General features: G+C 44.3%; 20 protein-coding genes and 2 pseudogenes. 9 read left to right on the forward strand and 13 right to left on the reverse strand.

Annotation, left to right across the window (positions count from 1 at the left end):
• Window positions 1–204 precede the first annotated feature (204 nt).
• Together EAE30_RS17840 and trmA are read left to right on the forward strand one after the other, a co-directional pair.
• Window positions 205–1,038, forward strand: coding sequence for a helix-turn-helix domain-containing protein (locus EAE30_RS17840; protein ID WP_123017128.1), 834 nt, complete (start codon window positions 205–207; stop codon window positions 1,036–1,038).
• Between the two features lie 293 nt (window positions 1,039–1,331).
• Window positions 1,332–2,441: a tRNA (uridine(54)-C5)-methyltransferase TrmA gene (gene trmA, locus EAE30_RS17845; protein WP_123017129.1), complete on the forward strand. Its 1,110-nt coding sequence runs from the start codon at window positions 1,332–1,334 to the stop codon at window positions 2,439–2,441.
• Between the two features lie 167 nt (window positions 2,442–2,608).
• Here the strand turns inward: trmA and istB are convergent, their stop codons facing one another.
• The 10 genes and pseudogenes from istB to EAE30_RS17890 form a co-directional block, all read right to left on the reverse strand.
• Window positions 2,609–3,349, reverse strand: a complete 741-nt coding sequence (gene istB / locus EAE30_RS17850; RefSeq protein WP_123014102.1) for an IS21-like element ISVch3 family helper ATPase IstB — start codon at window positions 3,347–3,349, stop codon at window positions 2,609–2,611.
• Between the two features lie 10 nt (window positions 3,350–3,359).
• Window positions 3,360–4,736, reverse strand: a pseudogene (gene istA, locus EAE30_RS17855) (IS21 family transposase); the annotation flags it as partial.
• An 18-nt stretch (window positions 4,737–4,754) separates the two neighbouring features.
• A protein-coding gene (locus tag EAE30_RS17860) for an IS3 family transposase (protein WP_241967546.1) occupies window positions 4,755–5,866 on the reverse strand; the annotation gives its coding sequence in 2 pieces (ribosomal slippage) (window positions 4,755–5,605 and window positions 5,605–5,866; 1,113 coding nt in all).
• An 80-nt stretch (window positions 5,867–5,946) separates the two neighbouring features.
• Window positions 5,947–6,102: pseudogene (locus EAE30_RS17865) on the reverse strand (IS21 family transposase); the annotation flags it as partial.
• Between the two features lie 367 nt (window positions 6,103–6,469).
• Window positions 6,470–8,014: a DNA cytosine methyltransferase gene (locus EAE30_RS17870; RefSeq protein WP_123017130.1), complete on the reverse strand. Its 1,545-nt coding sequence runs from the start codon at window positions 8,012–8,014 to the stop codon at window positions 6,470–6,472.
• Window positions 8,015–8,154: 140 nt separating this feature from the next.
• Window positions 8,155–10,221, reverse strand: a complete 2,067-nt coding sequence (locus tag EAE30_RS17875) for an AIPR family protein (RefSeq protein ID WP_123017131.1) — start codon at window positions 10,219–10,221, stop codon at window positions 8,155–8,157.
• A gap of 2 nt (window positions 10,222–10,223) precedes the next feature.
• A complete protein-coding gene (locus EAE30_RS17880; RefSeq protein WP_241967786.1) occupies window positions 10,224–10,877 on the reverse strand; it encodes a PD-(D/E)XK motif protein in 654 nt (217 codons plus the stop codon).
• A complete protein-coding gene (locus EAE30_RS19100) occupies window positions 10,796–11,173 on the reverse strand; it encodes a hypothetical protein (protein WP_241967695.1) in 378 nt (125 codons plus the stop codon). Before EAE30_RS19100 ends, EAE30_RS17880 begins: the two co-directional genes overlap by 82 nt.
• Window positions 11,166–13,871 (reverse strand): Z1 domain-containing protein, encoded by a 2,706-nt coding sequence (locus EAE30_RS17885; protein WP_123017132.1) that lies wholly within the window; start codon window positions 13,869–13,871, stop codon window positions 11,166–11,168. Before EAE30_RS17885 ends, EAE30_RS19100 begins: the two co-directional genes overlap by 8 nt.
• Window positions 13,868–15,364 (reverse strand): ATP-binding protein, encoded by a 1,497-nt coding sequence (locus tag EAE30_RS17890; RefSeq protein WP_123017414.1) that lies wholly within the window; start codon window positions 15,362–15,364, stop codon window positions 13,868–13,870. The genes EAE30_RS17885 and EAE30_RS17890 overlap by 4 nt, the downstream gene beginning before the upstream one ends.
• A gap of 189 nt (window positions 15,365–15,553) precedes the next feature.
• Between EAE30_RS17890 and radC the strand changes: the two genes are divergently transcribed.
• The 6 genes from radC to EAE30_RS17920 all read left to right on the forward strand — a co-directional run bounded on the left by radC (window position 15,554) and on the right by EAE30_RS17920 (window position 18,408).
• On the forward strand, window positions 15,554–16,027 hold the full coding sequence (radC, locus tag EAE30_RS17895; RefSeq protein ID WP_123016450.1) for a RadC family protein: 474 nt from the start codon (window positions 15,554–15,556) through the stop codon (window positions 16,025–16,027).
• Window positions 16,024–16,461, forward strand: a complete 438-nt coding sequence (locus EAE30_RS17900) for a DUF2787 domain-containing protein (protein ID WP_164711867.1) — start codon at window positions 16,024–16,026, stop codon at window positions 16,459–16,461. The genes radC and EAE30_RS17900 overlap by 4 nt, the downstream gene beginning before the upstream one ends.
• A 51-nt stretch (window positions 16,462–16,512) precedes the next feature.
• Window positions 16,513–16,956 (forward strand): DUF2787 domain-containing protein, encoded by a 444-nt coding sequence (locus EAE30_RS17905; protein ID WP_123016452.1) that lies wholly within the window; start codon window positions 16,513–16,515, stop codon window positions 16,954–16,956.
• Window positions 16,957–16,959: 3 nt separating this feature from the next.
• Window positions 16,960–17,136: a hypothetical protein gene (locus tag EAE30_RS17910; RefSeq protein WP_000202621.1), complete on the forward strand. Its 177-nt coding sequence runs from the start codon at window positions 16,960–16,962 to the stop codon at window positions 17,134–17,136.
• A gap of 138 nt (window positions 17,137–17,274) precedes the next feature.
• Window positions 17,275–18,009 carry a WYL domain-containing protein gene (locus EAE30_RS17915; protein WP_123017133.1) on the forward strand — a complete coding sequence of 245 codons (735 nt, stop codon included), beginning with the start codon at window positions 17,275–17,277 and terminating at the stop codon, window positions 18,007–18,009.
• A gap of 30 nt (window positions 18,010–18,039) precedes the next feature.
• Window positions 18,040–18,408 (forward strand): hypothetical protein, encoded by a 369-nt coding sequence (locus EAE30_RS17920; RefSeq protein ID WP_123017134.1) that lies wholly within the window; start codon window positions 18,040–18,042, stop codon window positions 18,406–18,408.
• A 120-nt stretch (window positions 18,409–18,528) separates the two neighbouring features.
• Here the strand turns inward: EAE30_RS17920 and tnpC are convergent, their stop codons facing one another.
• Genes tnpC through tnpA form a run of 3 tightly spaced genes read right to left on the reverse strand, consistent with a single transcriptional unit; the run spans window position 18,529 to window position 20,812 of the window.
• Window positions 18,529–20,082, reverse strand: a complete 1,554-nt coding sequence (gene tnpC, locus EAE30_RS17925) for an IS66 family transposase (protein ID WP_123015366.1) — start codon at window positions 20,080–20,082, stop codon at window positions 18,529–18,531.
• 59 nt (window positions 20,083–20,141) lie between these two features.
• Complete coding sequence (gene tnpB / locus EAE30_RS17930; protein ID WP_164711816.1) at window positions 20,142–20,495, reverse strand: IS66 family insertion sequence element accessory protein TnpB; 354 nt, start codon at window positions 20,493–20,495, stop codon at window positions 20,142–20,144.
• The gene (gene tnpA / locus EAE30_RS17935; protein WP_123014138.1) at window positions 20,492–20,812 is read right to left on the reverse strand and encodes an IS66 family insertion sequence element accessory protein TnpA; all 321 of its coding nucleotides are present in this window, start codon (window positions 20,810–20,812) and stop codon (window positions 20,492–20,494) included. The genes tnpB and tnpA overlap by 4 nt, the downstream gene beginning before the upstream one ends.
• A 56-nt stretch (window positions 20,813–20,868) precedes the next feature.
• Here tnpA and EAE30_RS17940 point away from each other — a divergent pair, with 56 nt between their 5' ends.
• Window positions 20,869–21,084 carry a hypothetical protein gene (locus tag EAE30_RS17940; protein ID WP_123017135.1) on the forward strand — a complete coding sequence of 72 codons (216 nt, stop codon included), beginning with the start codon at window positions 20,869–20,871 and terminating at the stop codon, window positions 21,082–21,084.
• The last annotated feature ends 346 nt before the right edge of the window (window positions 21,085–21,430 follow it).

Raw genomic sequence — 21,430 nt, forward strand, 5'->3', positions numbered from 1 at the left:
TGTTTCACGCTCTTCTTTGAGCGAGGCAATAGAACTCAGTGCTTTTCCAGCCTAAGACCTTGCTCTCGATATTATGGAGTGACGTTTGTGGTGTATTGAATTTTTGCGACATCCCCTCTCGACAAGCCGCCCTGAACAATATGGCACCTTGCTTGCTTTACATGCTTAGTTAACGGTTTAACGCAGAGCAATAGGGAGAGGGGAATGGCGACGACATCAATGATGTTTAATATTGCGGGAATTCACTCAAAGCAACCGTGGTTTGTTCTAAGTTCAGAGCAATTTCGTACCCATCTGCCGACGAATACCCCAGAGGTCTCTCACTTCTACAGTTTTAAGGCTGGCGATACCCATTGTCCGTCTACCGCTATTCCAGATGGGTGTATCGACCTTGTCTTTGACTGTGACGCTGACGGTGCTGGAGCGTTAGTTTGTGGCACCCGACTCGAAGCGTCGTCGGTTCTTTTTGAGCGCGGTCATTGCTATTTTGGCGTGCGTTTTATTCCCGGCGTTAAGCCGGACTTTTTAGACGCTTCAGCCAGTGAGCTAACCAATAAAGAATATTGTTTACAAGATGTTATGCCGAACGCCAATCAGTTGATTGACTACGTTTTAGCCACGAAAGATTTTACCAAACAAGTCGAAGTCGTTAGCCAATTTCTCAGCACCAAAAGCCGACAAGCCGCCATCAATGTGGCTCAGCAAATCGTGGCCAAAATTTGTCTGCACAAAGGGAATATTCAAGTGCAAGATTTAGAACGCTTTTCAGGCTATACCAGCCGCACACTCCAACGCCTATTCAAAAATGAAATTGGCCTAACACCAAAAGGGTTTAGCCGAGCAATTCGTTGCCAATCAGCCGTTTATGACATAAATCATAGCGATAAACTGACGTTTTCAAATTTGGCGACCGATCTCGGCTTTAGCGACCAACCTCATTTTCTGCGGGAGTTCAAAAAACTCGTCAATGTCACGCCATTGGAGTACCAAAACAGGGTCAAAGAAAAGACGTATTTGGAGCGCATTCACTGTTATTAATAGCACTATCATTGTGCGTTTCGCTCCAACTTAGTGCGAATATCCTTCGCGAGCAGGATTTGGACAGAGCAACAAACTCACGCTCAGTCGCGTTTTCTTGATAAGACAGACAATCCTCACGCCGATTTTATTTATGGTAATATTCCCCCTCTCAATGAACGCATGATTCACTCATTGTTCGCGTCCTAGGTTGCGGATGTGACCGTAAATAATCAGACAAACACTGGACAACTCTGTGTGATTGAATAGAATCTGCGCTCTTACATGAAATGCACCCGATAAAGGCACTAAGAATGGCGACTTTTGATGTCAACCCTGACCAATACGCAGAACAACTTGCAGGAAAAATCTCACGCTTAACCGAGATGTTTACGCCCTATGGCGTGCCTGAACTCGAGGTGTTTGAATCTCCAGAGCAACATTATCGGATGCGTGCAGAATTTCGTGTATGGCATGAAGGTGATGATATGTACTACATCATGTTCAACCAAGAAACCCGCGAAAAGTATCGTGTGGACCAATTCCCCGTCGCGAGCCAGCTCATCAATCAGCTCATGCCACGCTTGGTAGAAGCGGTGAAAGAAAATGACGCATTACGCCGCAAGCTGTTCCAAGTCGACTTCCTCTCTACGATGAGCGGTGAGATTTTGGTCTCTCTCTTGTACCACCGTCAGCTTGATAACACATGGACAGAGGCGGCCAAAGCCCTCAAAACCACGTTGATTGAAGAAGGCTACAATATCAACGTGATCGGCCGAGCGCGTAAAATGAAAATCGTCCTTGATCGTGATTATGTTGTCGAAACGTTGAATGTACATGGTCAGCCCTATATTTATCAGCAAGTTGAAAACAGCTTTACCCAGCCAAATGGGCCAGTTGCCGAGAAAATGTTGGAATGGGCGGTCGATTGCACCCGTGGCAGCCAAGGAGATTTATTAGAGCTGTACTGTGGTAACGGTAACTTTTCGCTGGCGTTGGCACAAAACTTCGAGCGTGTCTTAGCGACAGAGCTAGCCAAACCGTCCGTGCAATCGGCGCAATACAACATTGCCGCGAACAAAATTGATAATGTACAAATCATTCGTATGTCGGCCGAAGATTTTACCGAAGCAATGGAAGGCAAACGCGAGTTTCGCCGCCTAAATGCCGCTGGCATTGATCTTAAAAGTTACAACTGCAATACCATTTTTGTTGATCCACCACGTTCGGGTATGGATATTGACACCTGTAAAATGGTGCAAGGCTACGAACGCATCATGTATATCTCTTGTAATCCTGACACATTAAAAGACAATCTCGATGTGCTGAGCAAAACGCACAAGATTACTCGCTTCGCTTTATTTGATCAGTTCCCATACACCCACCATATGGAAGCGGGTGTGATGCTGGAGCTTATTAAGTAAGGACTCGTAATGTTTTTTATTTCAGAAAAAATCACTCTGGGTACGGCATGGGGTACGGGGAAGATAAAAACCTAACTTCAAGCTATCTTGCGTATTTCGGTGATTGCGATCGCTTGTTTCGGTTTATTCCGATCACCTGATCCTGTCATTTTTCTCTCTTCCTATTTTTACTCTAAGTGATCGGATTGCGCCAGTTTTCTCATTGATTCACCTCCCAGTTCTATTCGATGACTATTGTGTACCAGCCGATCCATGAGAGCATCTGCGACGGTGGCGTTGCCGATCATGTTGTACCACTCTTTTACAGGTAATTGGCTGATGACGATTGTGCTGCTGTTTTGGTAACGATCTTCAAGCACTTCTAATAAGTGGCCCGCGTGTTCCTGAGTCAGTTTTTCCATCCCCCAGTCGTCGAGGATCAGTAAGCCTTTCTTAGCCAACGATTGAAGTTGTTTTTGATAGCTGCCATCCAGACGTCCTGCGGTCAGGTCATCAAGCAAGCGAGTTAATCGGTAGTATCTGACCGTTTGTTGTTGGTCGCAGGCACTGGTTGCCAGTGCACAACCAAGATACGTTTTACCTGCTCCTGTTGGGCCTGTGATCAAGATGTTTTGGTGCTTGTGTAGATAACTGCCCGTTAGTAGTTCGCTCATTTGTTTACGGTTGAGGTTTCGTCCCTCCTTGTAGACGAGTTGGCTCGGCTGTGCATCCACTCTTAATTTGGCTTGTCGTTTTAAGCGTTGGATTTTGGTCTGATTGCGATTCAAGATTTCGCTTTCCAGAAGCAGGCTTAGTCTCTCCTCGAAGTCCAGCTCTGCGTAGGTCGTCAGTTGCTCTTGTTGCTGCTCTAACGCTTTCGCCGCATGGCTCAACCGCAGGGTTTTTAGTTGGTTATTGAGTGTGTTCATATCCTTTCTCCTAGTGATAACAGTTCGGGCCACGGACATTGCTATGAACAAGGTTCGGCGTGCTCGTGTTGTCTTTGCTCAGTTGTCCTTCTCGATTGTTTTTCAGTAGATTGTTTATGAAGGTGTAGTTCGGTTTTGTCAGCATCAGCGCATCTTTACAGGCTTGCTCTAAGCGTGATTCACCATGCGCTTTACTCAGATTGAGCAGCCCAAGGCAGGAGCGATACGACTGCTCTGGATGAGGTTTGGAGTTGAGCATCTTATTGATGACTTCTCGTGTAGCCGGGCCGATATTGGCTCCCCAGTTGAGCAAGCGTCCAGGGGACCACTTTTGATGTTGATGGTTACTTGGCATATGCTCTGCGTTGGTGCTATTTCCTCGCTCTCGTTGGCTGCGTGGATGTTGAGCGACCAAGTTACCTTGGTGGTAGATCTGCACCAGACGATTGGTGGCTTCTAGCTCAACATAGTGGCCAACAAGTTGATGGGGAACCGAGTAGTAATGACGGTGATATTCAATGTGATAATCAGGCCCAACTTTGGCTCGCTTGGTTTCGGTATACAGATAACGCTGTTTGGGGAGAGGCTTTAACGCTGGCTTGTCGAGTTTATCGAACAATGATTGACGACTCGCGCCATACTGTTTCATCTCACGTTGGTTTAACTCATTCATGAGTTCTCGGATAGCGAGATTCAGCGCCTTGAAGGTATAGAAGGTTTGGTGTCGCAGCCGCATCATGATCCAGCGTTCCACTAGAAGCACGGCATTCTCTGCTTTGGCTTTGTCTTTTGGTTTGTAGGGACGAGCTGGCATTACGGCGGTTTGATAGTGATTAGCTAGTTTTTGATAGCTGTCGTTAAGTCTCGGCTCATAACGATTGGCTTTGGTGACCGCGCTACGTAGATTATCGGGAACCAAGAGCTGTGGTACACCACCGAAGTGTTCGAACGCATTAGCATGCGCCTCTAACCAGTAGGACTTACCTTGGCTCGGGAAGGCTTCAACATAGGTGTAATTGGATGCGCCTAAGGTCGCGACGAACACTTCCGCTTCACGCACTTCTCCTGTGTCAGGGTTGACCACCTGAAGCCTTGGCCCACAGTAATCGATAAACAGTTTATCACCCGCGACATGAAGCTGGCGCATGCTGCGCTTTTGCGTTTTGAACCAGCGCGTGAAGTGCTCACAGAACTGGGTGTAAGCGTAAGCTTGTTCTTGATATTGCTCATGATATTCCTGCCAGAGCAACATTTTCGTCATACCTTTACGTCTGAGTTCAACAGCGTATTGAGTGAAGTCTGGCATGACTTTATCGCGACTGGTTTTCTTATCGTGATACAGCGCTTGCGTGAGATCAGCATCACTGCAACTTTCGGGTAGAGGCCAGCTGTAAACCTCCCCTAATTAGTTACACTCATAATTAGAGTTTTCAACCCGTTCATATTTCATTAAATATTCCCATGGGGTCAGATCATTCAGTGCACCATGAGGACGCTCTTCGTTGTATTCTCTGATCCAGTCTTCCGTTAATTCTCGAACTTCCGTTAGTGTTTTGAAGACGTACATATCCAGAATTTCAGTGCGGTATGTGCGATTAAATCGTTCAATGTACGAGTTTTGAGTGGGTTTTCCTGGTTGGATAAATTCCAACTGAACATCGTGCTTTTCTGCCCACGTTGCTAATGTTGTGGAGATAAACTCAGGGCCGTTGTCCATTCGTAGTTTCTCAGGGTAGCCTCGCCAAGCAATGACTCGTTCAAGCACTCGAACTACTCGCTGAGTGGGTAAACTCAGATCAACGTCGATGGCCAACGCTTCTCGATTAAAATCATCCACCACATTGAAGGTTCGGAATCGACGTCCACATTGTAAGCTGTCACTCATAAAATCGATTGACCAGCACCGGTTCTCTGACAACGGTACACTCAGTGGCTCTGGGTGACGATTTGGCAGACGCTTTTTCCCTTTACGGCGTTTATTGAGTTTCAACTCGCAGTAAATCCGATAAATCCTCTTATGATTCCATGTCTTACCCCAGCGACGAAGGATCTTGAGTAATAAACCAAAGCCGTATGCTGGATAGCGCTCAACGGCTTGTTGTAATGCACTTATCACTTCTTGGTCATCGCTCGCTTTAGGCTGATATCGATAAACCGAATCACTGATGCCAACTGCGCGACATGCTAGACGCAAACTGACTTTGTGTACCTGGCGTACATAGTCAACCAGTTCACGTCTTATCGCTGGCTTTACAGCTTTTTTTCGATGATATCTTTGAGAATTCGGTGCTCTAAGCTCAGCTCGGCAAACATCGATTTAAGACGACGATTTTCGTCTTCCAGCTCTTTTAACCGTTTAACGTCCGATGCTTCCATACCACCATATTTAGATTTCCAGTTGTAATAAGTGGCATCAGATATTCCGTATTCTCGGCAGACTTCCTTGATAAGGCGACCACCTTCGACTTCTTTCAAAATTTTCACGATCTGTGTTTCGGTATAGCGTGATTTTTTCATAGCGAGTTCTCCCTGATTCATTCAGTGTATGCTGAAGAACTCCAAAATGGTATGCCACTATTTTAGGGGATGATTACACAGCCAAGCTGGATTTGTTTAAAGCGAGTAAGGAGTTCTGATATGGTGGACGGGCCGAGTTTAAGGCAAGAAGCGATGCTGCGATTTGAGAGACCGCAGTCGTACTTAAGGCGTAATACCTCTTTGATTTTGTTCATTGGAGTTCTCTTTTTGGCCATTGTCGCTTCCTTACGTTCTTGATTAAGAAGTAAAGAATAACGAGCTATTGATTTAAAAGAGAAAAAATAAGGATTTCGGGCATTCCGATCGCGGTTTTCGCTATTCCGATCACCGATTTCGGAGTTAGGCTAAAAGTGATCGGATAATCGCGGAATCAGTGATCGGTTTAAACCGAAATGGGTGATCGGATAATCCCGAAATGACTGATCGGAATGCTCCGAAATATGCAGCTATCTATCAAGCTGGCAATGATTTACATAAAAAACAAAACCAGCCATAGTCAAAAAAAGGCTATGGCTGGTTTTTTGGTTACTCGTTGTCTTTTCTGTCAGTAAGCAGTTCAGATATTTAATTAGCACTGCTAATTCATACTTGATCTACATCCAATATACCCAACACAACCTTGCCTATCTGATGAGCTAAATACGGTGGGACAGCATTTCCTACCTGTACATATTGCTGCGTTCTATTTCCTTCAAATAAATAATTATCTGGAAACGTCTGTAAGCGCGCTGCTTCTCGGATAGTCAAACTTCTGCACTGCTGTGGATCATAGTGAATGAAATAGTGGCCATCTTTAGATATATGGCTAGTCACCGTCGTTGCACATTTATTTCCAGCTTGGGTACGAAAGCGATCTGCATGTGAGCCTGTAGCCCAATTGTCATGATCCGGAGCTAGCTCTGCTGGAAAGTCTCTCGCCTTAGGAGAAATACCACCACTTATCTTAGTAAACGCAGCACTGAAAGCATATCGTAGCAAATCAGATGTCATATGCCCGCGGGTCTCGTGATTTAACACACAGTTTGGGTGATTATCTAGATACCATTTCTCTAAATGTTTGGGGATATTGTGCTGGACTTCCGTTATTTGACTACTTTTACGCTCCAGTTCTAGTCTAGGCTCTAGGCTTAAGCTACCTACAGTAGCTCTATCAAATGTTTTTTCTAATATTCGCTTCAGCTTTTTTGAGTTTGTTCGAATTTGTTTTTCCCAATCCTTCTGGATGTCTTTTTGCTTAGAAAAGCCACTTCTTAGAGGAGGCAAGTCGGATAGAACTTGTTCAACAGTTACTGTTTTTGCCATTGGAGAAATTGTATCTGGAATACGGGTTATATCTTGACGTACACCTAATAGAATTACTCGATGCCGCGCTTGTGGTACACCATAGTACTCAGAGCGAATAAGAAAGTCAGATGAGTCGGAGTACTTAGGGTCCTTTGGATCCTTAGCTTCAACTACAAGCGAAAAGATTTTATACTTTGAGACTCCATCATCACCAGTAACTAACCTAGGGTTCCTCAAGTCTTTTAATATCTGAGGAAACATAACTTTGCCATCAATTTTGGCAGACAGAATACCGCGTACATTTTCCATCACAAACACATCAGGCTGCGCAATAGAAAGTACTTTAAGGTATTCCTTGTATAAAAAGTTTCTGTGATCGTTTTCGGCCTTATAGCCTTTTATTCCTGCATTCCGAGAACGGCCAGCCAATGAATAGGCTTGGCAAGGAGGGCCACCAATAACGACCTTAGGTCCTTGATGAACTGCCAACAGTTCACGAATTCTAGCATGAATTAATTCATTATCTTCACCAAGAGCTCTAGGCTCTTCTAACGTTTCGTAACTGGCAGATTCAGCTTGTTTGGGATACAAACTAAAAATTTCATCTCGAGTTAGTTCTCCACGGACATATCTAAAGTAATCATCTAACCCACCATCCAGCTCTTTAAGCTTTCGAAAGAACGATCGCGTTGTTAATGTTCTATGCGCAGATGGTTCTTTTTCTACAGATACGCCAATTTTGAATGGATAGTTACCACTCTCATCTGTAACTGAAGATATACCTTCACCAAGCCCACCAGGCCCAGCAAAGAGATCGATTACAAGAACTTCACCTGTTTTCATTTCACTACCACCAATAAAAATGCTTGGCAATCATACCAGGCTATAGCTGACGAGCAATAGGTGACATTAGGAAAACTGGTTAATGATTTACTTGTTAACTCAAATCTAATAACTAAGAATGGGTTTAAATTGAAACTTTGTCATGTATGAAAACCTTCCCCCTGTAGCTTTCTAAGCGCCTCAAACGCAATTCCACATTGTTTTGGCGAAGGCACTTTTTTGGGGATAGCTGCACAGATTTCAAGAATACTATTCTCTCTAGGGCTCAGCATTCCACGCTCTTTAGCCCAGTTTTTAGCCTCCTCCCAGAACCTAGCGCCTAGGTTAAACACTTCTAGCTCAACATTAATTGAATTTTCTAAAGCGCTGGCAGTTCTTGCTTCCCTAACATTCTCATCTGCTAGCTCTGAAGATATTAAGATTGCCTTAAAAGCATCACCTAACGGTAATTCACTCTCACTTACCCTTTGCCAACAAAGCTGTTTCTTGGCCCATTCGCTGTAGTTTCTAATACCCTCAGGTGGAGTAGTTATAACCTTTTGAGCCAATTCACCAGATGAGAGAATAGATAATTTTAAGCCTTCTGGTATAGATTGCATTTTCCAGATGAGGTCAAGATCTATGACCATGCCTAAACTCTGGGCCTCATTAACAAGTTTGGCAATTGCATAAGTGACGATATTGGCTCGATACCCCCCTTCATACCAATCAGCATTTGATACGAGCTTTTCGGTTGTTCTAAATATGAGCGCTTTAGCTACCAACCTTTTAAACCAAAGTTCATTAAAAGATGCTCCTTCCGCTCCCCAACTTTTACCAATTTTTTTCGCAAATTCTGAAAAATTCTTTTGAGCACCTAAGCTAACAACATGTGGCAAGCATGCCCAAGTATTTTCATATTTCGCAAGGTCTGTCTTAACAAAAAACTGACTCCGAGGATATTCAGCATCGAACTTTTTACGCTCTGATTGAGTTCTTCGACTTCTTTCGTCTGCGAACTGACCTCTAGCTCGCTCATAAAACCATTTCGTTTCTCGATAACTATCTGTACCCGAAGGAGCTAAAATACGTCGAGACAACTCCTCAACACGTATATGAAACGGATGATTAGAAAAAAAATCCGCAGCGTTCACCTTATTCTGGCTATTTGCATACTCAGAGATTCTAGGGACAATCTCTTCAGAACATTCTTTAGGCGTTATAGTTAGTTTCATTTGCACAAATACTTGCTGTATTTGTTCTTTAAGCACCTTACTTGCCGCGAATAGTGACGCCGTAGTTTGACCACCATTCACTATTTGAAGGTTGTTCACACTAGTCAATTGATAACCTGAGCTTGTCTTATCTACTTCTAAACTATCAGCCGTAGCGCTTAGCCCATTGTTATAAGAGAAAAACATATGAGGCTCATCCCGAATAGTGTCACGGATGCCCTTATTCACTTTACCTCGAGCCTGCAGAAAGCTTCTTACGTTAGACTCAAGTAGTCTCGGCCCCCATTTGTCATAAATTTCAGCAAGCTGCTTTCCCGGGATAACGGCTAAATAACTCTCTAGAGCATCACTTCCACCAGATGCTTTCAATATCGGAATACCACCACCAAAGTCGTCTTTAAAGTTGATCACTGAATCAGCCCTGACAAGTCCTTGCTCCATAAAGCGCCGCAGACGTTTGATATCCCAGATGCTCAATGTAATTGGCTTTTCATCAATAACACCAAAGCTAGTAGCATCTGTTCTAGCTCTATAATCTCCATTGGTCACTATAATCAACTTAACTTTTTCAACGCTATTCCAAGTCGCTTTGATCAAATCAGCCACACCAAATCCAGGGCTAGTTTCTTCCAGCGTTTCCCGGAACCGATCATCAAGACCGGCGTTCAGAAACCTAATAAGTTTTTGCGATAAACGTTGAACATGCTCCTTGTGTAAAAGTCGAATACCTCTATCTAAAGAAAAATCACATAGTATAAGGCTCAATATGCCGTCATTTTCCCTAGGATCACCACCGTATCCATCAATTTGCGCTGGCCCACGAGAGTATAAACCTTCATAAAAAGCTCGATTGGCGCTTTCTATTTCGCCCGCCTCAGCCAATAAGTCACCAACCTTTTCAAAGAATGCCTCTACCGTTACCAACCCCAAGGCATCGGCATCACCTTGTACATCAGCGATAAACTGAACGTTGAAATCTTCAAGCTCTGTCATGTCTATATAAACTCTCGGAGGTAATTAACGGTATTGTCATTTAATTTAAAAGGCTCACAGGCATCTAAAGAAATAGAATATCTTACGTTCTGCACGCCTTGTGGTAGTGGGCAATTAACACGAGGGAACCCTTCAAGTACTTCATAATGAGTGGTGGACCTTATCAGCCAACGGCGATCATCGTACTTATTTAATGGATCATAACCTGTTGAGTAGATTGCATCTTCCCACTTCGTATAGGTACTACATTCTTCCTGAAATAAAGCCTCGGTTAATGCTACATAGTCATGCAGTGTCATACCTTCTGGTACAATTGCAGATTCGACATTAGTAACACTAAGAAATAAACGCACACCATCACAGACTGCTAGCTGGTCTGCTGATGAAATAGAAATTGAAGGTATTGCTGCGGTTCTTCGTGTTTTAACTTCAATACCGCATCCAATTAACTCAAAGTCTTTTGGAGCCCCCGAAGGCCCCTTCCATGCTTCAACTGCCACTTCAGAACCAAAACTAGTGGCGAGCTCTCGGAGAAAGGCTAATTCACCGATTAAACCACGCTGCTCTTCAATAGTCAGACCTTCTGAGCGTCCTGAACGCAAAAGATAATGCCACCTTTTAGTCCGTTGTATCGCCCTAGAGAGTGCTTCATCCAGATCGTAAGCCTTCTCACCTGACTCAACGACATCTCTGCAGAGAGTTTCAAAAGCTCCGCTTGGCTATTTTCTTTAAGGGCAAGAACAAACGCCCATCGACCAGATATTATCCTGAAGTTGGCAATCAGATTTTTGAGTTCAGGAAGCTTGGGCTTACTAGTTGGCTCAATTGGCAATCTAAGCATAAGCGCTGGCTGTTTGTCCTCTACAACGACCCAAAAAAAGTCATACTGGCCGTTATGGTTAACTCTTCTTGCATTGCTGAGATCTAGCCCCTTCCATGGTGAATTATCCATTCAGTTCAGCCTCATATTCCTCATCTATATCATCTTCACCGTAGAGTTCGTTGTAACGTTGTGTGTTAACGATATAAGCAACTTTCTCCGATGCTTTTTTTGAAACTGGAAGGCTGATCCCCCAGGCAACGACAGGGTAACTTGGAATCAAAGCCACTCTACTGTCACCTTCTTTATTTTTTGGTGCTTTTGGTTTAACAAAATGCAGAATAAATAATGGTTTATCACGCACTTTCCGATAAATTGAGTCTGGGTAGTTACCATTCTTATCATAAGAGTTTTCAGCAACTTTCGCCTTACTTGGCTCAACACCCGCTTTTTCGATACCTCTAGATGCAACCCTCATTTTTTTACCACTAAAGGACATGTACCCGTCTGTTAGATCATCTAGATTAATAGAACGATTTGTGGGAATGATACTAACCCCTAGTGTATTGTCTTCATCTCCTTTTTGTAGACTTGGGATTAACAAGTCCCATAGAGCTAACTCATCTGCTTTTCGTGCACTGAGATAGCTTCTTACTGGCCCAGTTTCAGTAATCACACTCTCAGGTGTATTGCTCCAACCCGCTAGGAACTCATCGATATATTGGATTGGTACATCACGAAGCAATAGCCCCCATTGAGTATCTTCAATCGTGAAAGTGGCTTTTTTCAAATTAGAAACAAGCTTTATAGCTATGGCTAAATTTGAATCTAACTTTGTAGAATCGATACTTACCTTAGCGGTTTCTATAAATCTATTTGAAAGTCCAACAAAAGTGGTAACTTCGAGGCCTGCTCCCATCTTATTTTTTGCGGTAACCAACAATGATGCAGGGTGACTGCGAACTGCAAGCCCGAAATCTTCAGGAGCAGCTTTGGCCTGATCCATTGCTTTGAGTTCATCATGAAGCTCTTCAGCTGCGTTGGCGATAAAGGCATACCAATCTATAGCATCGTCGGGCATCCAAATTCGACACAGATCTTCATATCCATTTCGATAGCCAAACCATCGCCCCATTTGCATTAAGGTGTCATACATCATGGTATTGCGCAGGAACCAAGTAACTGTAAGCCCCTCTAGAGTCAACCCTCGCGAGAGAGAGAAACCACCGACAGCAATGACAGTTTGCCCTCTATCACCTGAATTCGAGTAGTCTAGCTCATTTGCTCTACTGTTAACTTCTACAACCTTGGCGGAAGCAATTGCATCAAAAATAGTTTTTTGTATCTCATCCCACTCAAACTCAGTGTCTTGATACTCTGCTTCCCAAACATCAAACAAAGCTTTGATTTCTGGGTCCTTCAATGCCGAGGTTAAAGATGAGTTTAATCTCAAAGAGTTTTGAATTCTTTCTAGTGCCTCATGCAATCGGTTTTTTAACTGACTTTGTATTCGAGTGAATCGACTAGCATTAACCAACATTGAACAATGTGAGCTTGATTGACCTCTTAAATTTCTAATGGCTCGCGATAATAGAAAAGTACGCAAAGCAAACATCAGCGAGTCGGGCAATTGATAGACCTCATGGCCAATCTTATGCTTTATCGGTAGAAGGTCTTCATTATCCGAAATACTCCTTAACCAAGTTGGCTCTTCGTCATCAGGCAAGCCATCGATAAAGATTTTCTTTGGACCAAAGTAGTTAGATGGGGCATCGAGACCAATAATAAAATCTTTAGGGAATAGGTCCTCTTTGTGTACATCGTGGTTCTCATCCGGATCAATGAAAATATTAGCAAACGGAGTAGCTGTATAACCCACGTAGCAACTACGATGAAACATTTTTAAGAGGTCGCGTATTTGCCCATTTATCTTGGTTACCAATTTATCACTGTATTTAGTGTTGATTGATGCATTATCAGCCTCATCATCGATGAGTAGCATTGGCTGGTCGATCATTTCTTTGTCACCACGAGCGCTGTTGTCCTTAAGCCACTCTAGAAGATTTTCAAGCGTTCGGTGATTCTTTTTAATAACTAAAACGACTGGCACTCTATACGAGTCTATTTCACTGGTATTTGTTGATGCGGTAGGTTTATTAAAATCTCTGGACGTATTCGTCAGACTAACAGGAGTTCTATTCGAATCAAAATGTCCAACACCGATAACATGCTTAGCATTTCCAGCCTTCTTATCAGAGCTTTTTCCTGTATCCCGACCTATGAAACCTTCATCGATTCGAATTTGAGTCTGATTGCGAAGGTTATTATGTATACCTGCTACAACGATTATTAGGCGATATCCTGCATCAGCCGCCTTACAGATCAAACTTGTATAATTCAGTGTTTTGCCACTTTGTACGTGACCAACAACCATACCTCTACGATCCCATGAGGAATACTCTTGAGGGTTCCCTAATCGGCCAAGTATCTTGTCTGTAACAATATCCGTACCTGTAATAACATCTCTAGGCAATCCATTGTTTAGCAGGAGCTTCTCATATCTTTTCCAGTAGAAGGGGTCTATTTCCGGTTTTGCATCGTCTAACCAAGGTTTAAACTTGACGTTATCAACTATTGCACCGAGGCCAACTTTTATTCCCTGTTTTGACTCAATCTCACGAGCAATTTCCTCGATCACTGTGTCATCTAAATCGCTATCCACTACTTTGGCAATACTCTTAACCAAAACTCTCAGCTCATCCTCTGATTTGCGAGGCTGACTGTATAGCCCTGCTTCTACCATATCTAACACTTGCTGCCTGCTGCTCATAAGCCTTTTTCCTTGAGATAATTTACAACTAGTCGTTCTGAGAGTTCCCAGTTTGATTGCAGTAATGGATAATTTTGAAGAACATCTTTGATTCTATCCGGTGGAACATTGCTAACAAGCAATGCATCAGTAAGGTCAACCACAACTTGATTCAAATCTGATTCAGAAGTCTGCATTGCAACAATTGACTCCGCGTTACCTACCAGTTCGGCATGAAGTGCATCAATAGGTAAGCCAGCACCAAGCAACCTAATACAGCGTTCAAACCCTTCTTTCAATTCATGAGGTAAACAATTTGAATAAGATTGAAATACAGGGTGTTCTGAATTGGGTTTGAAGTGTATTCGGCCCTCAACTTGGACTCGATTCCAAATAGGATGCATCGTGCCTTCAACTAGCCTTTGCCCTCGACTTCGATATGTTCTTTTAGAGGAGCCAACAAAACGCTCTATGATTCGCTTGAGTCGCTCTCGAACCGGTTGAGGAAGCTGCGCCGAAGATTTCTTTACATCAATTTTCCATTGCGCATCCATCGTGTTAGGTATGTCGATGGCTATTCTACTCAATTTTGTTATTTCAGTTTGCTTCGCAAGTCCCAACCAATTCCCTGCAATAATTAATCTATTTTCTCTATAGATATATAGTCCTTGGGATTTGAGGTGACCTTCTGGTCCACCAAGCTCATCCCATTCATGTTGACTCATTTTTCTGTAATGCGGAATGGTATAACTGCGTATACGAACATGGCCATTAGATAAACGAATGTTATCGTCCGGATCCTTCTGAGTCGATGGATGAAAAGAAGCCATTGGGTCCAACGGGGTTAATTGCCGATTATTGATACTTATTTGAAACTGTGGCTTAGGAGCGCCTAAAAACCGATGAAAAGTAAGCCTCAAATGTCTCTCAGCAAGAGAGAACTCTGCATTCATATATTCCGTTTTTTTCCCTGGTGTATCAATTTCGCCGACTAGTCGATCTAATTTTTTCCAAATAACAACCGTTCCAATCTCATCGAGCAAGTCATAACCTAATTCATCTTCATAATCTTCAATCAGCTCTAATGTCCATGCATTTGTTTCGGCTACTAAATCTAAATCCCAGCGAGCACATGATGTAACTCCATCTTGCCTAGTTATGACAGTAAGTGAACGACACTGAGAAAAACTAGCGCTTTTTAAGCCTAAACCAAATCGTCCAAGTTCAGAAGGCAACCTGTCAAACGTGGGATTTTTACTACCTAATCTCATCGCTTCAAGTAATTCAGCTTTGCTCATTCCACAACCATTATCAGCGATAATAACTGATGGAGAATTTGAAATAGTATCAACCACGAGGCGAACTCGATCAGCACTGGCAGAAATAGAGTTATCTATAATATCAGCCAAAGCAGTTTTGAGACTGTAGCCAAAGTCTCGATGTCCCTCAATAAGTGCTGAAGCATAGGGAGTAGCATCTATATAACGAGCTTCCGGCTTTTTACTTAACATCATAGTACTCATGGTTTTTTTTATGGGTATATTACTCACCTGAGAGAGTATCACCTTTGTTGCGTATGAACAAAAACCTTCATTTAATGTGCTAAGTAAGCCCATCTAAAAGCCCTCGTTCAAAAATCAAAAAATTTTCAGGCATATGTCATCAATGTGAATACCTACCATTGATTCCGACAGGAGCCTGAAATGAATCCCAAAACTTCCGATTACCAAAAGCAGCAACGCTATCAGGAAAATGAAATCCTGGAGCATGCCGCTGAGATACTGGCTACGCGCTACGTGCGTGGTGATGCCCTAACCAATCCTGATGCCACCAAAGAATATGTGCGCTGTAAGCTAGGTAGCTATGAGCGTGAAGTGTTTGCCTTATTGCTACTGGATAACCAAAACCGATTGATTGAATTTAAAGAGCTGTTTCACGGAACGGTGGATGCGGCCAGCGTCTACCCACGTGAAGTGGTGAAAGCGGTGCTGGAAGTGAATGCCGCAGCGGTGATATTTGCCCATAACCATCCATCCGGTGACTCAACGCCGTCTCAAGCCGATAGACGCATAACCGACAGACTCAAAGACGCGCTTGCGCTGGTGGATGTTCGCGTTCTCGACCATATCGTGACAGGCAATACCTGCACCTCATTTGCCGAAAGGGGGTGGTTATGATTGAGCAACATTATGGTGAGCTTTCTATTGATGACGCTTTACATGCGTCACTGGAAGCACTGTTGAATCGGTACACTCTCCCAGAGAACGCTGAACGACTCGTGCTGAACAGTCGCCAAATGAGTTACTACCGACATCGACAAGGTTTGCATCCCATTGAAGTACAGCTTAAACGTGAGTCAGCCTCAAGTCCTTGGCTGGTGGTGTTCTTTGCCAGCTTCTCTTATCCCGATGACAGCAGCACAACTGTTGAGCCTGAGTTGTACTTTCACCTTGCTAATCGCTGGTGCTATCAACCCGATGTGGGGAGCACGGATTTATCCCACCCAGAGGTACAAGAGCTGCTCTCGGTCTGGATGAAAGCCTTTGCTCGCCACCTTTCCAGAAACGTCTTTGATGACGTGCAACTGACGATGGTCGGTACGTTCCACTAAATTCTCACTCTCTCATTTCTTATTTGAATCCTGAAACAAGGAGGACTCACTATGTCTAAATTAACCTTCACAGCATCATCACTACCTGTGTCGAAGAAACTGCATAAGCTGCTAAGTGAGCAGCTCACCGCTCATTTGCTGAGTAATGAAGCAGTGACCACCAGCCGTTATCTGGTGTTTAACTTTCGAGATAAAAGTTACAGCGCGGAAGAAGGCGGCTTTCATCCGGTTGAGATGGCGATTTGCCAAACCTCAACAGGGGAATGGAGTATTGAGTACATCACCGACTTTGCTTATATGGCGAATTACTATCCAGAGCTAGAGCGCAACTTGGATTTTGATTTTCGGGTTGGGCAGTTCTTTGTGGCTTATCGTGGCTGGCTACCAATGCAAGGTAGCCATGATGCCAAAGAGCTGTATCGACTATGGGAGAATAACTTTCTTGCCTATGTCGATACGGACGCTTACAACGAGATAGCCGTCACCCCGCAATAACTCATGACTTCCCTTCTTCTACAAACCATCAAACTTGTTACTGCCCTCATCACGCTGTTCTCATTATCTCCGTTTTTCGGTGCCATCGGAGCCCTATCCAGTTTAGGGTTTCTGGTGGTGCTGCTGATTGGGTTATTGGCAGCCATTGCCGAGCTCAGTGACAAGCATAAACCTCGTTAATGTTAATTAATTCACACTTTTATGAAACGAATTGATTGCATTTTAACCGTTGGACATTATGTGTCTCACCCACCTCTATTCTCACGACATTAAATGTCCGACTCCGGTGTGGAGCTTTGATGTATTGAGAGCGTAGTCATGAGCAATAAAACCAGCATTGAAGGGTTATCCGCTTTGCTGCACACGCTGATGCTTATTCCTCAACATCGATGGATCACCGTTAGGGAGTTGCAGCAGCAGTTAGCCCTACTCGATATCCACCGCACCACGCGCAGCATTAAACGCTACCTCGATGACATCATTGTGGACGTGTTTAACGTGGAGTGTGATTCGATGAGCATGCCCCATGTTTATCGCAAAACCTCAGAGCAATTACTGAAGCTCAACAAGCAGGAAATGCTCTATTGGCAACTGACCAACAAGTACTTACTGCCGCTGGTTCCTGATGCACTGAATTATGGGCAAGGGTCCTCCTCGGAGAGAGACAAACCCTTGCCACACAAGGGTTCAGCACATTCAAAAGAGCAAGCATGGTTAGCCAAAGTACATGTGGCATTGCCCACGATTCGCGAGTGGAGTGACGAGCAACGGAACGTGTTGAATGCGGTACACACGGCGTTACTGCACAACCGTATGCTCAAAATATCTAGCCAAGTATTGCAGCAAGAGAAGGCGCTCATTGAGCCACTGGGACTCTCGGTTCAGTGTGACACGCTCTTGCTGCTCTTTCGATTATCCGGTCAACACACGATACGCACCCTAGCCTTGCCCTTGATTGATGAGGCCAGTGTATCGACGTTTTCTTTTACCTATCCGACTGATTTCAATCTTGAGCGGTTCATGCGTGAACACGATGAAGTCAGTGCGCCTTGAATTTCACTCACCGATAAGGAGAGCACCGTTATGACATTAATCAACACCCTACTCCGATACGCCGCTATGAGCGTGCTGTTTATCGGACTCACCGCCTGTGGTGACCAAGACGAGCCCCAAGCAGCAACAGCAGATATTGAAGTGTCGATATCGACTAACTCGCATTGGGGAACATTGGTTTTTGACCTGCAAGCCATCACCGACAGCACCGTAATTAGCGATGTGGTGATTAACCGTGGCAACTGCCGATTACCCGCAGGCACAGCCTCAGAGCTCTCAAGAAACGTTTCATTGCAGTTCGGCCAAACCTACACCGGATACAGCAACAACTGCACCGTGGACAACGTGAAAGAAATCGAAGTCACCTCCAGCGCTGGCACCTTTGTCTACACCTTCTAACTCTTAATTCCTCAATAACACACTCAACCAACTCGTAAGGATCAACTATGAACAAGTCATCTCTACTTATCACTACAGCGTTAGTTTTCTCGTAAGCGCCCCATGAACACACGGGGCGTTTTAGTGTGAGAAGTTCCACGGAAGAAGTGAGTCAATGTCGGGCTCTGCTTTCGCCAGCTCTTTCATGCACTTGACCATGTAATCGTAGAGAATGAGTCCATTGGCTTTAGCCGTCTCGATGATGCTATAGAGTAATGCGCTAGCATCGGCGCCTCTTGATGTGTTGGCGAAGAGCCAATTTTTTCGGCCAATGACCATCGATTTTATCGCACGCTCTGCTCGATTGTTGTCGATGGATACGTGCCCATCATCCACATAACGCACCAACTTTGGCCATTGACCCAAGGTGTATTTAATCGCTTTACCCAGTGGGCTGGATTCGAACACTTTCTGTGTCGTGAGCCATTGATACAGGTCGTCCAATATCGGTTTGGCGTGTGATTGTCTCTCTGACCAACGCTCTTCGGCTGACGACGGTTTTAAGTGAGCTTCAAGCGCATAAAGTTTTTGGATTTTCGCCAGCGCGATATCCACTTTTCCAGTCTTGCCTTTTCCCTGGAGCTTTTTTGCCTCCATGAACTTACGGCGAGCATGAGCGAAGCAACCGACGTTTGTCACTTGAGTGAGACCATCGTACGCCACATAACCATCGGTTTGCAGGTAACCCGAGTAATCGCCCAAGAAGTCCATTGGGCACGCTCTCGCGCGACTGTTTTGATAGTCGTACAAGACGATGTTTTTCATCTCCGGTAAACAAGCTTGCGGAGAGTCAGCGCCTGAGCAGTAAAGCCACATGTAACTGCGCTTCTCTTCTTGCAGCACATTCAATGGGGTTTCATCAGCATGCACCACCACTTGCTCAAGTAAGTGCGTTTTTAAGGCTTGGTACAAGGGTTGGAACTTCTCGCTCACTTGGATAACCCAGCGAGCCATAGTGGTTCTTGATAAGTCGATGCCCGATTGCGTGAACAAGGTTTCTTGTCGATACAGCGGCAAGGCGTACTGGTATTTACCTAAGATGATATGGGCCAGCAAGCTTTCTGTGGCGAAGCTTTTCGGGATAATGCTGTCGGGTACTGGCTGTTGGTGAACGGGGTTAGTCTCACTGTGTTGCTCACAATGACGGCACGCGTATTTAGGACGAACGTAGTCGATAACGTTGAGTATCGCAGGCGTGAACTCCAGTTTCTCGCTACGGTCTTCCCCGATTTGATGCAGAGAATGTTGGCAGCAAGGACACTGTTTATCGTGCTCGTCCAGGTCAAGAACCACGGTTTCGCGAGGTAAGTCTTTCGGTAATGGCTTGCGTTTACCACGGCGCTTTGTTGTGGTCGTCGTGGTCACCACGTCTTCGTCGACGTTCTCCGCTTCGCATTCCACTTCATTAAAGAAGTCGCCCTGAGCTTCGTTATACGGTTTTAACGCTTCAGAGCGCTTGGCGAACTGACGGTCAAGTGCCAGTTTGAACTGCTCAATCAAGGATTGGCGCTCTTGTTGCCATTGTGATTCTTTTTGCTGCCAAGCTTCTTGCTCAGACATCAACGCCTTCACCATCGCTTGAAGTTCCGCGATGTTTTGGCTGTCTGGATTGATGTCGGGGGTCGTCTTTTTCATGGTCGTTATTGTACTGAATACCGATAAAAAAGGCTTGGTTTATCTGACTTTTATTGCCATTAACCCATTGTAAAACTGTCGATTTTTACCGATTTATGGCCGATTATTGTGAAGCCAGAAAGCAGTCTGTCGAGGTCAAATTGCGTTAAGGTAAACACCGTATTTTTCTCTTGCGTGGGCCACTTAAACTTGGCTTTTTCGAGGCGTTTATACCAGAGCGCATAACCCGTTTGGTCCCAATACAACACTTTTATTTTATCGCGTTGTTTATTGGTGAAGAGGAACAATGCCCCTGAGCCTAGCTCAAGGTCGGTGTCGGATTCAATCAACAGCGCCAGACCATTGATAGATTTTCTGAAATCGACAAACTCGCGGTATAAATACACCACTGGCGCGGTCATCATGCGCTTCATGACAAGGCTCCAATCAACTCAGCAAGATAGTGTGGTGGCGTGCCTTGAGGAATACTCAATTCGATGTTATTTACTATCAAAGTCATGTTGGCTACCGACGTCTGGGTCACCTTGCGACAGGTGGTTTTTTCAATAATTTCGGCCTTAACGAAGCCGCTCTGAGTTGGAGATGGGTTAACACTCAACTGCTGCCGCTTAGCGTAAAACGTCGATACGCTAATGTCGTGTTTTTGGCAAAAATCTTGTTGTGTAAGCGAACTGGCTTGGCATTGCTCAATCAGAGAAAGCCATTCTTGATCGGTGCGTCGTTTATTCATGTCACATCTCCTTTGGATTGGAGATGTGATCATAGAGTGGGCAAAGCCTGATTAGAATGTGGGGTTTGTGGTGCGCTTACGTTTTCTCTGCCTCTTCCGCTTTTGCTGGTGGAACACTGGGCGGTAACCCATCCGCAGATTCGGGAGCCGTCAACACAAGTGTGGGCAAATGCACTCAATACAAAATGGATGTGAAAGCGGCGCAGCAGAAAGGTAAGGACGTAGCGAGTATCACCGTTCCTGAAGGCTGTGAAGCCATTAAAGAAAAGTAATACCACCAGCGCCGCTAAAAAAATGACAATGGGGAGCAATCACGCTCCCCATTCTTTTTTTGTCTCAATACACCAATTTGAAGGTATATGTTATCGATAAAAAACACTCTTGACCTTGGTAGAGCCAACTTCATATAAGACTTGAATAGTATGACCATTCACAGACTTGTACTTGTCCCAAGCTCCGACAACACCAAGTACTGGTGCTTTTTTCTCTAACATCGAATCAATAGGCTTCCCCATCATCTGATGAACGAGTTACTTGGATGATATATTCTTTAAGTCATCCATAAAGAAGTTAGGCTTCGTGGCAACAATCAATTTTAGAACGCTGTTGTTTGCGTCA

Source organism: Vibrio zhugei (assembly GCF_003716875.1).
Taxonomy (GTDB): domain Bacteria; phylum Pseudomonadota; class Gammaproteobacteria; order Enterobacterales; family Vibrionaceae; genus Vibrio; species Vibrio zhugei.

Bases quoted from the DNA above. Each gene is read 5' to 3' on its own strand.
- EAE30_RS17920 (WP_123017134.1), top strand. From the start codon at position 18,040: ATGACATTAATCAACACCCTACTCCGATACGCCGCTATGAGCGTGCTG.
- EAE30_RS17890 (WP_123017414.1), bottom strand. From the start codon at position 15,364: ATGATGTTAAGTAAAAAGCCGGAAGCTCGTTATATAGATGCTACTCCC.
- EAE30_RS17915 (WP_123017133.1), top strand. From the start codon at position 17,275: ATGAGCAATAAAACCAGCATTGAAGGGTTATCCGCTTTGCTGCACACG.
- EAE30_RS17900 (WP_164711867.1), top strand. From the start codon at position 16,024: ATGATTGAGCAACATTATGGTGAGCTTTCTATTGATGACGCTTTACAT.
- EAE30_RS17885 (WP_123017132.1), bottom strand. From the start codon at position 13,871: ATGAGCAGCAGGCAGCAAGTGTTAGATATGGTAGAAGCAGGGCTATAC.
- tnpA (WP_123014138.1), bottom strand. From the start codon at position 20,812: ATGAATAAACGACGCACCGATCAAGAATGGCTTTCTCTGATTGAGCAA.
- EAE30_RS17875 (WP_123017131.1), bottom strand. From the start codon at position 10,221: ATGACAGAGCTTGAAGATTTCAACGTTCAGTTTATCGCTGATGTACAA.
- tnpC (WP_123015366.1), bottom strand. From the start codon at position 20,082: ATGAAAAAGACGACCCCCGACATCAATCCAGACAGCCAAAACATCGCG.
- EAE30_RS17905 (WP_123016452.1), top strand. From the start codon at position 16,513: ATGTCTAAATTAACCTTCACAGCATCATCACTACCTGTGTCGAAGAAA.
- tnpB (WP_164711816.1), bottom strand. From the start codon at position 20,495: ATGAAGCGCATGATGACCGCGCCAGTGGTGTATTTATACCGCGAGTTT.
- EAE30_RS17910 (WP_000202621.1), top strand. From the start codon at position 16,960: ATGACTTCCCTTCTTCTACAAACCATCAAACTTGTTACTGCCCTCATC.
- istB (WP_123014102.1), bottom strand. From the start codon at position 3,349: ATGAACACACTCAATAACCAACTAAAAACCCTGCGGTTGAGCCATGCG.
- radC (WP_123016450.1), top strand. From the start codon at position 15,554: ATGAATCCCAAAACTTCCGATTACCAAAAGCAGCAACGCTATCAGGAA.
- EAE30_RS17870 (WP_123017130.1), bottom strand. From the start codon at position 8,014: ATGAAAACAGGTGAAGTTCTTGTAATCGATCTCTTTGCTGGGCCTGGT.
- EAE30_RS17840 (WP_123017128.1), top strand. From the start codon at position 205: ATGGCGACGACATCAATGATGTTTAATATTGCGGGAATTCACTCAAAG.
- trmA (WP_123017129.1), top strand. From the start codon at position 1,332: ATGGCGACTTTTGATGTCAACCCTGACCAATACGCAGAACAACTTGCA.
- EAE30_RS19100 (WP_241967695.1), bottom strand. From the start codon at position 11,173: ATGGATAATTCACCATGGAAGGGGCTAGATCTCAGCAATGCAAGAAGA.
- EAE30_RS17940 (WP_123017135.1), top strand. From the start codon at position 20,869: ATGTGGGGTTTGTGGTGCGCTTACGTTTTCTCTGCCTCTTCCGCTTTT.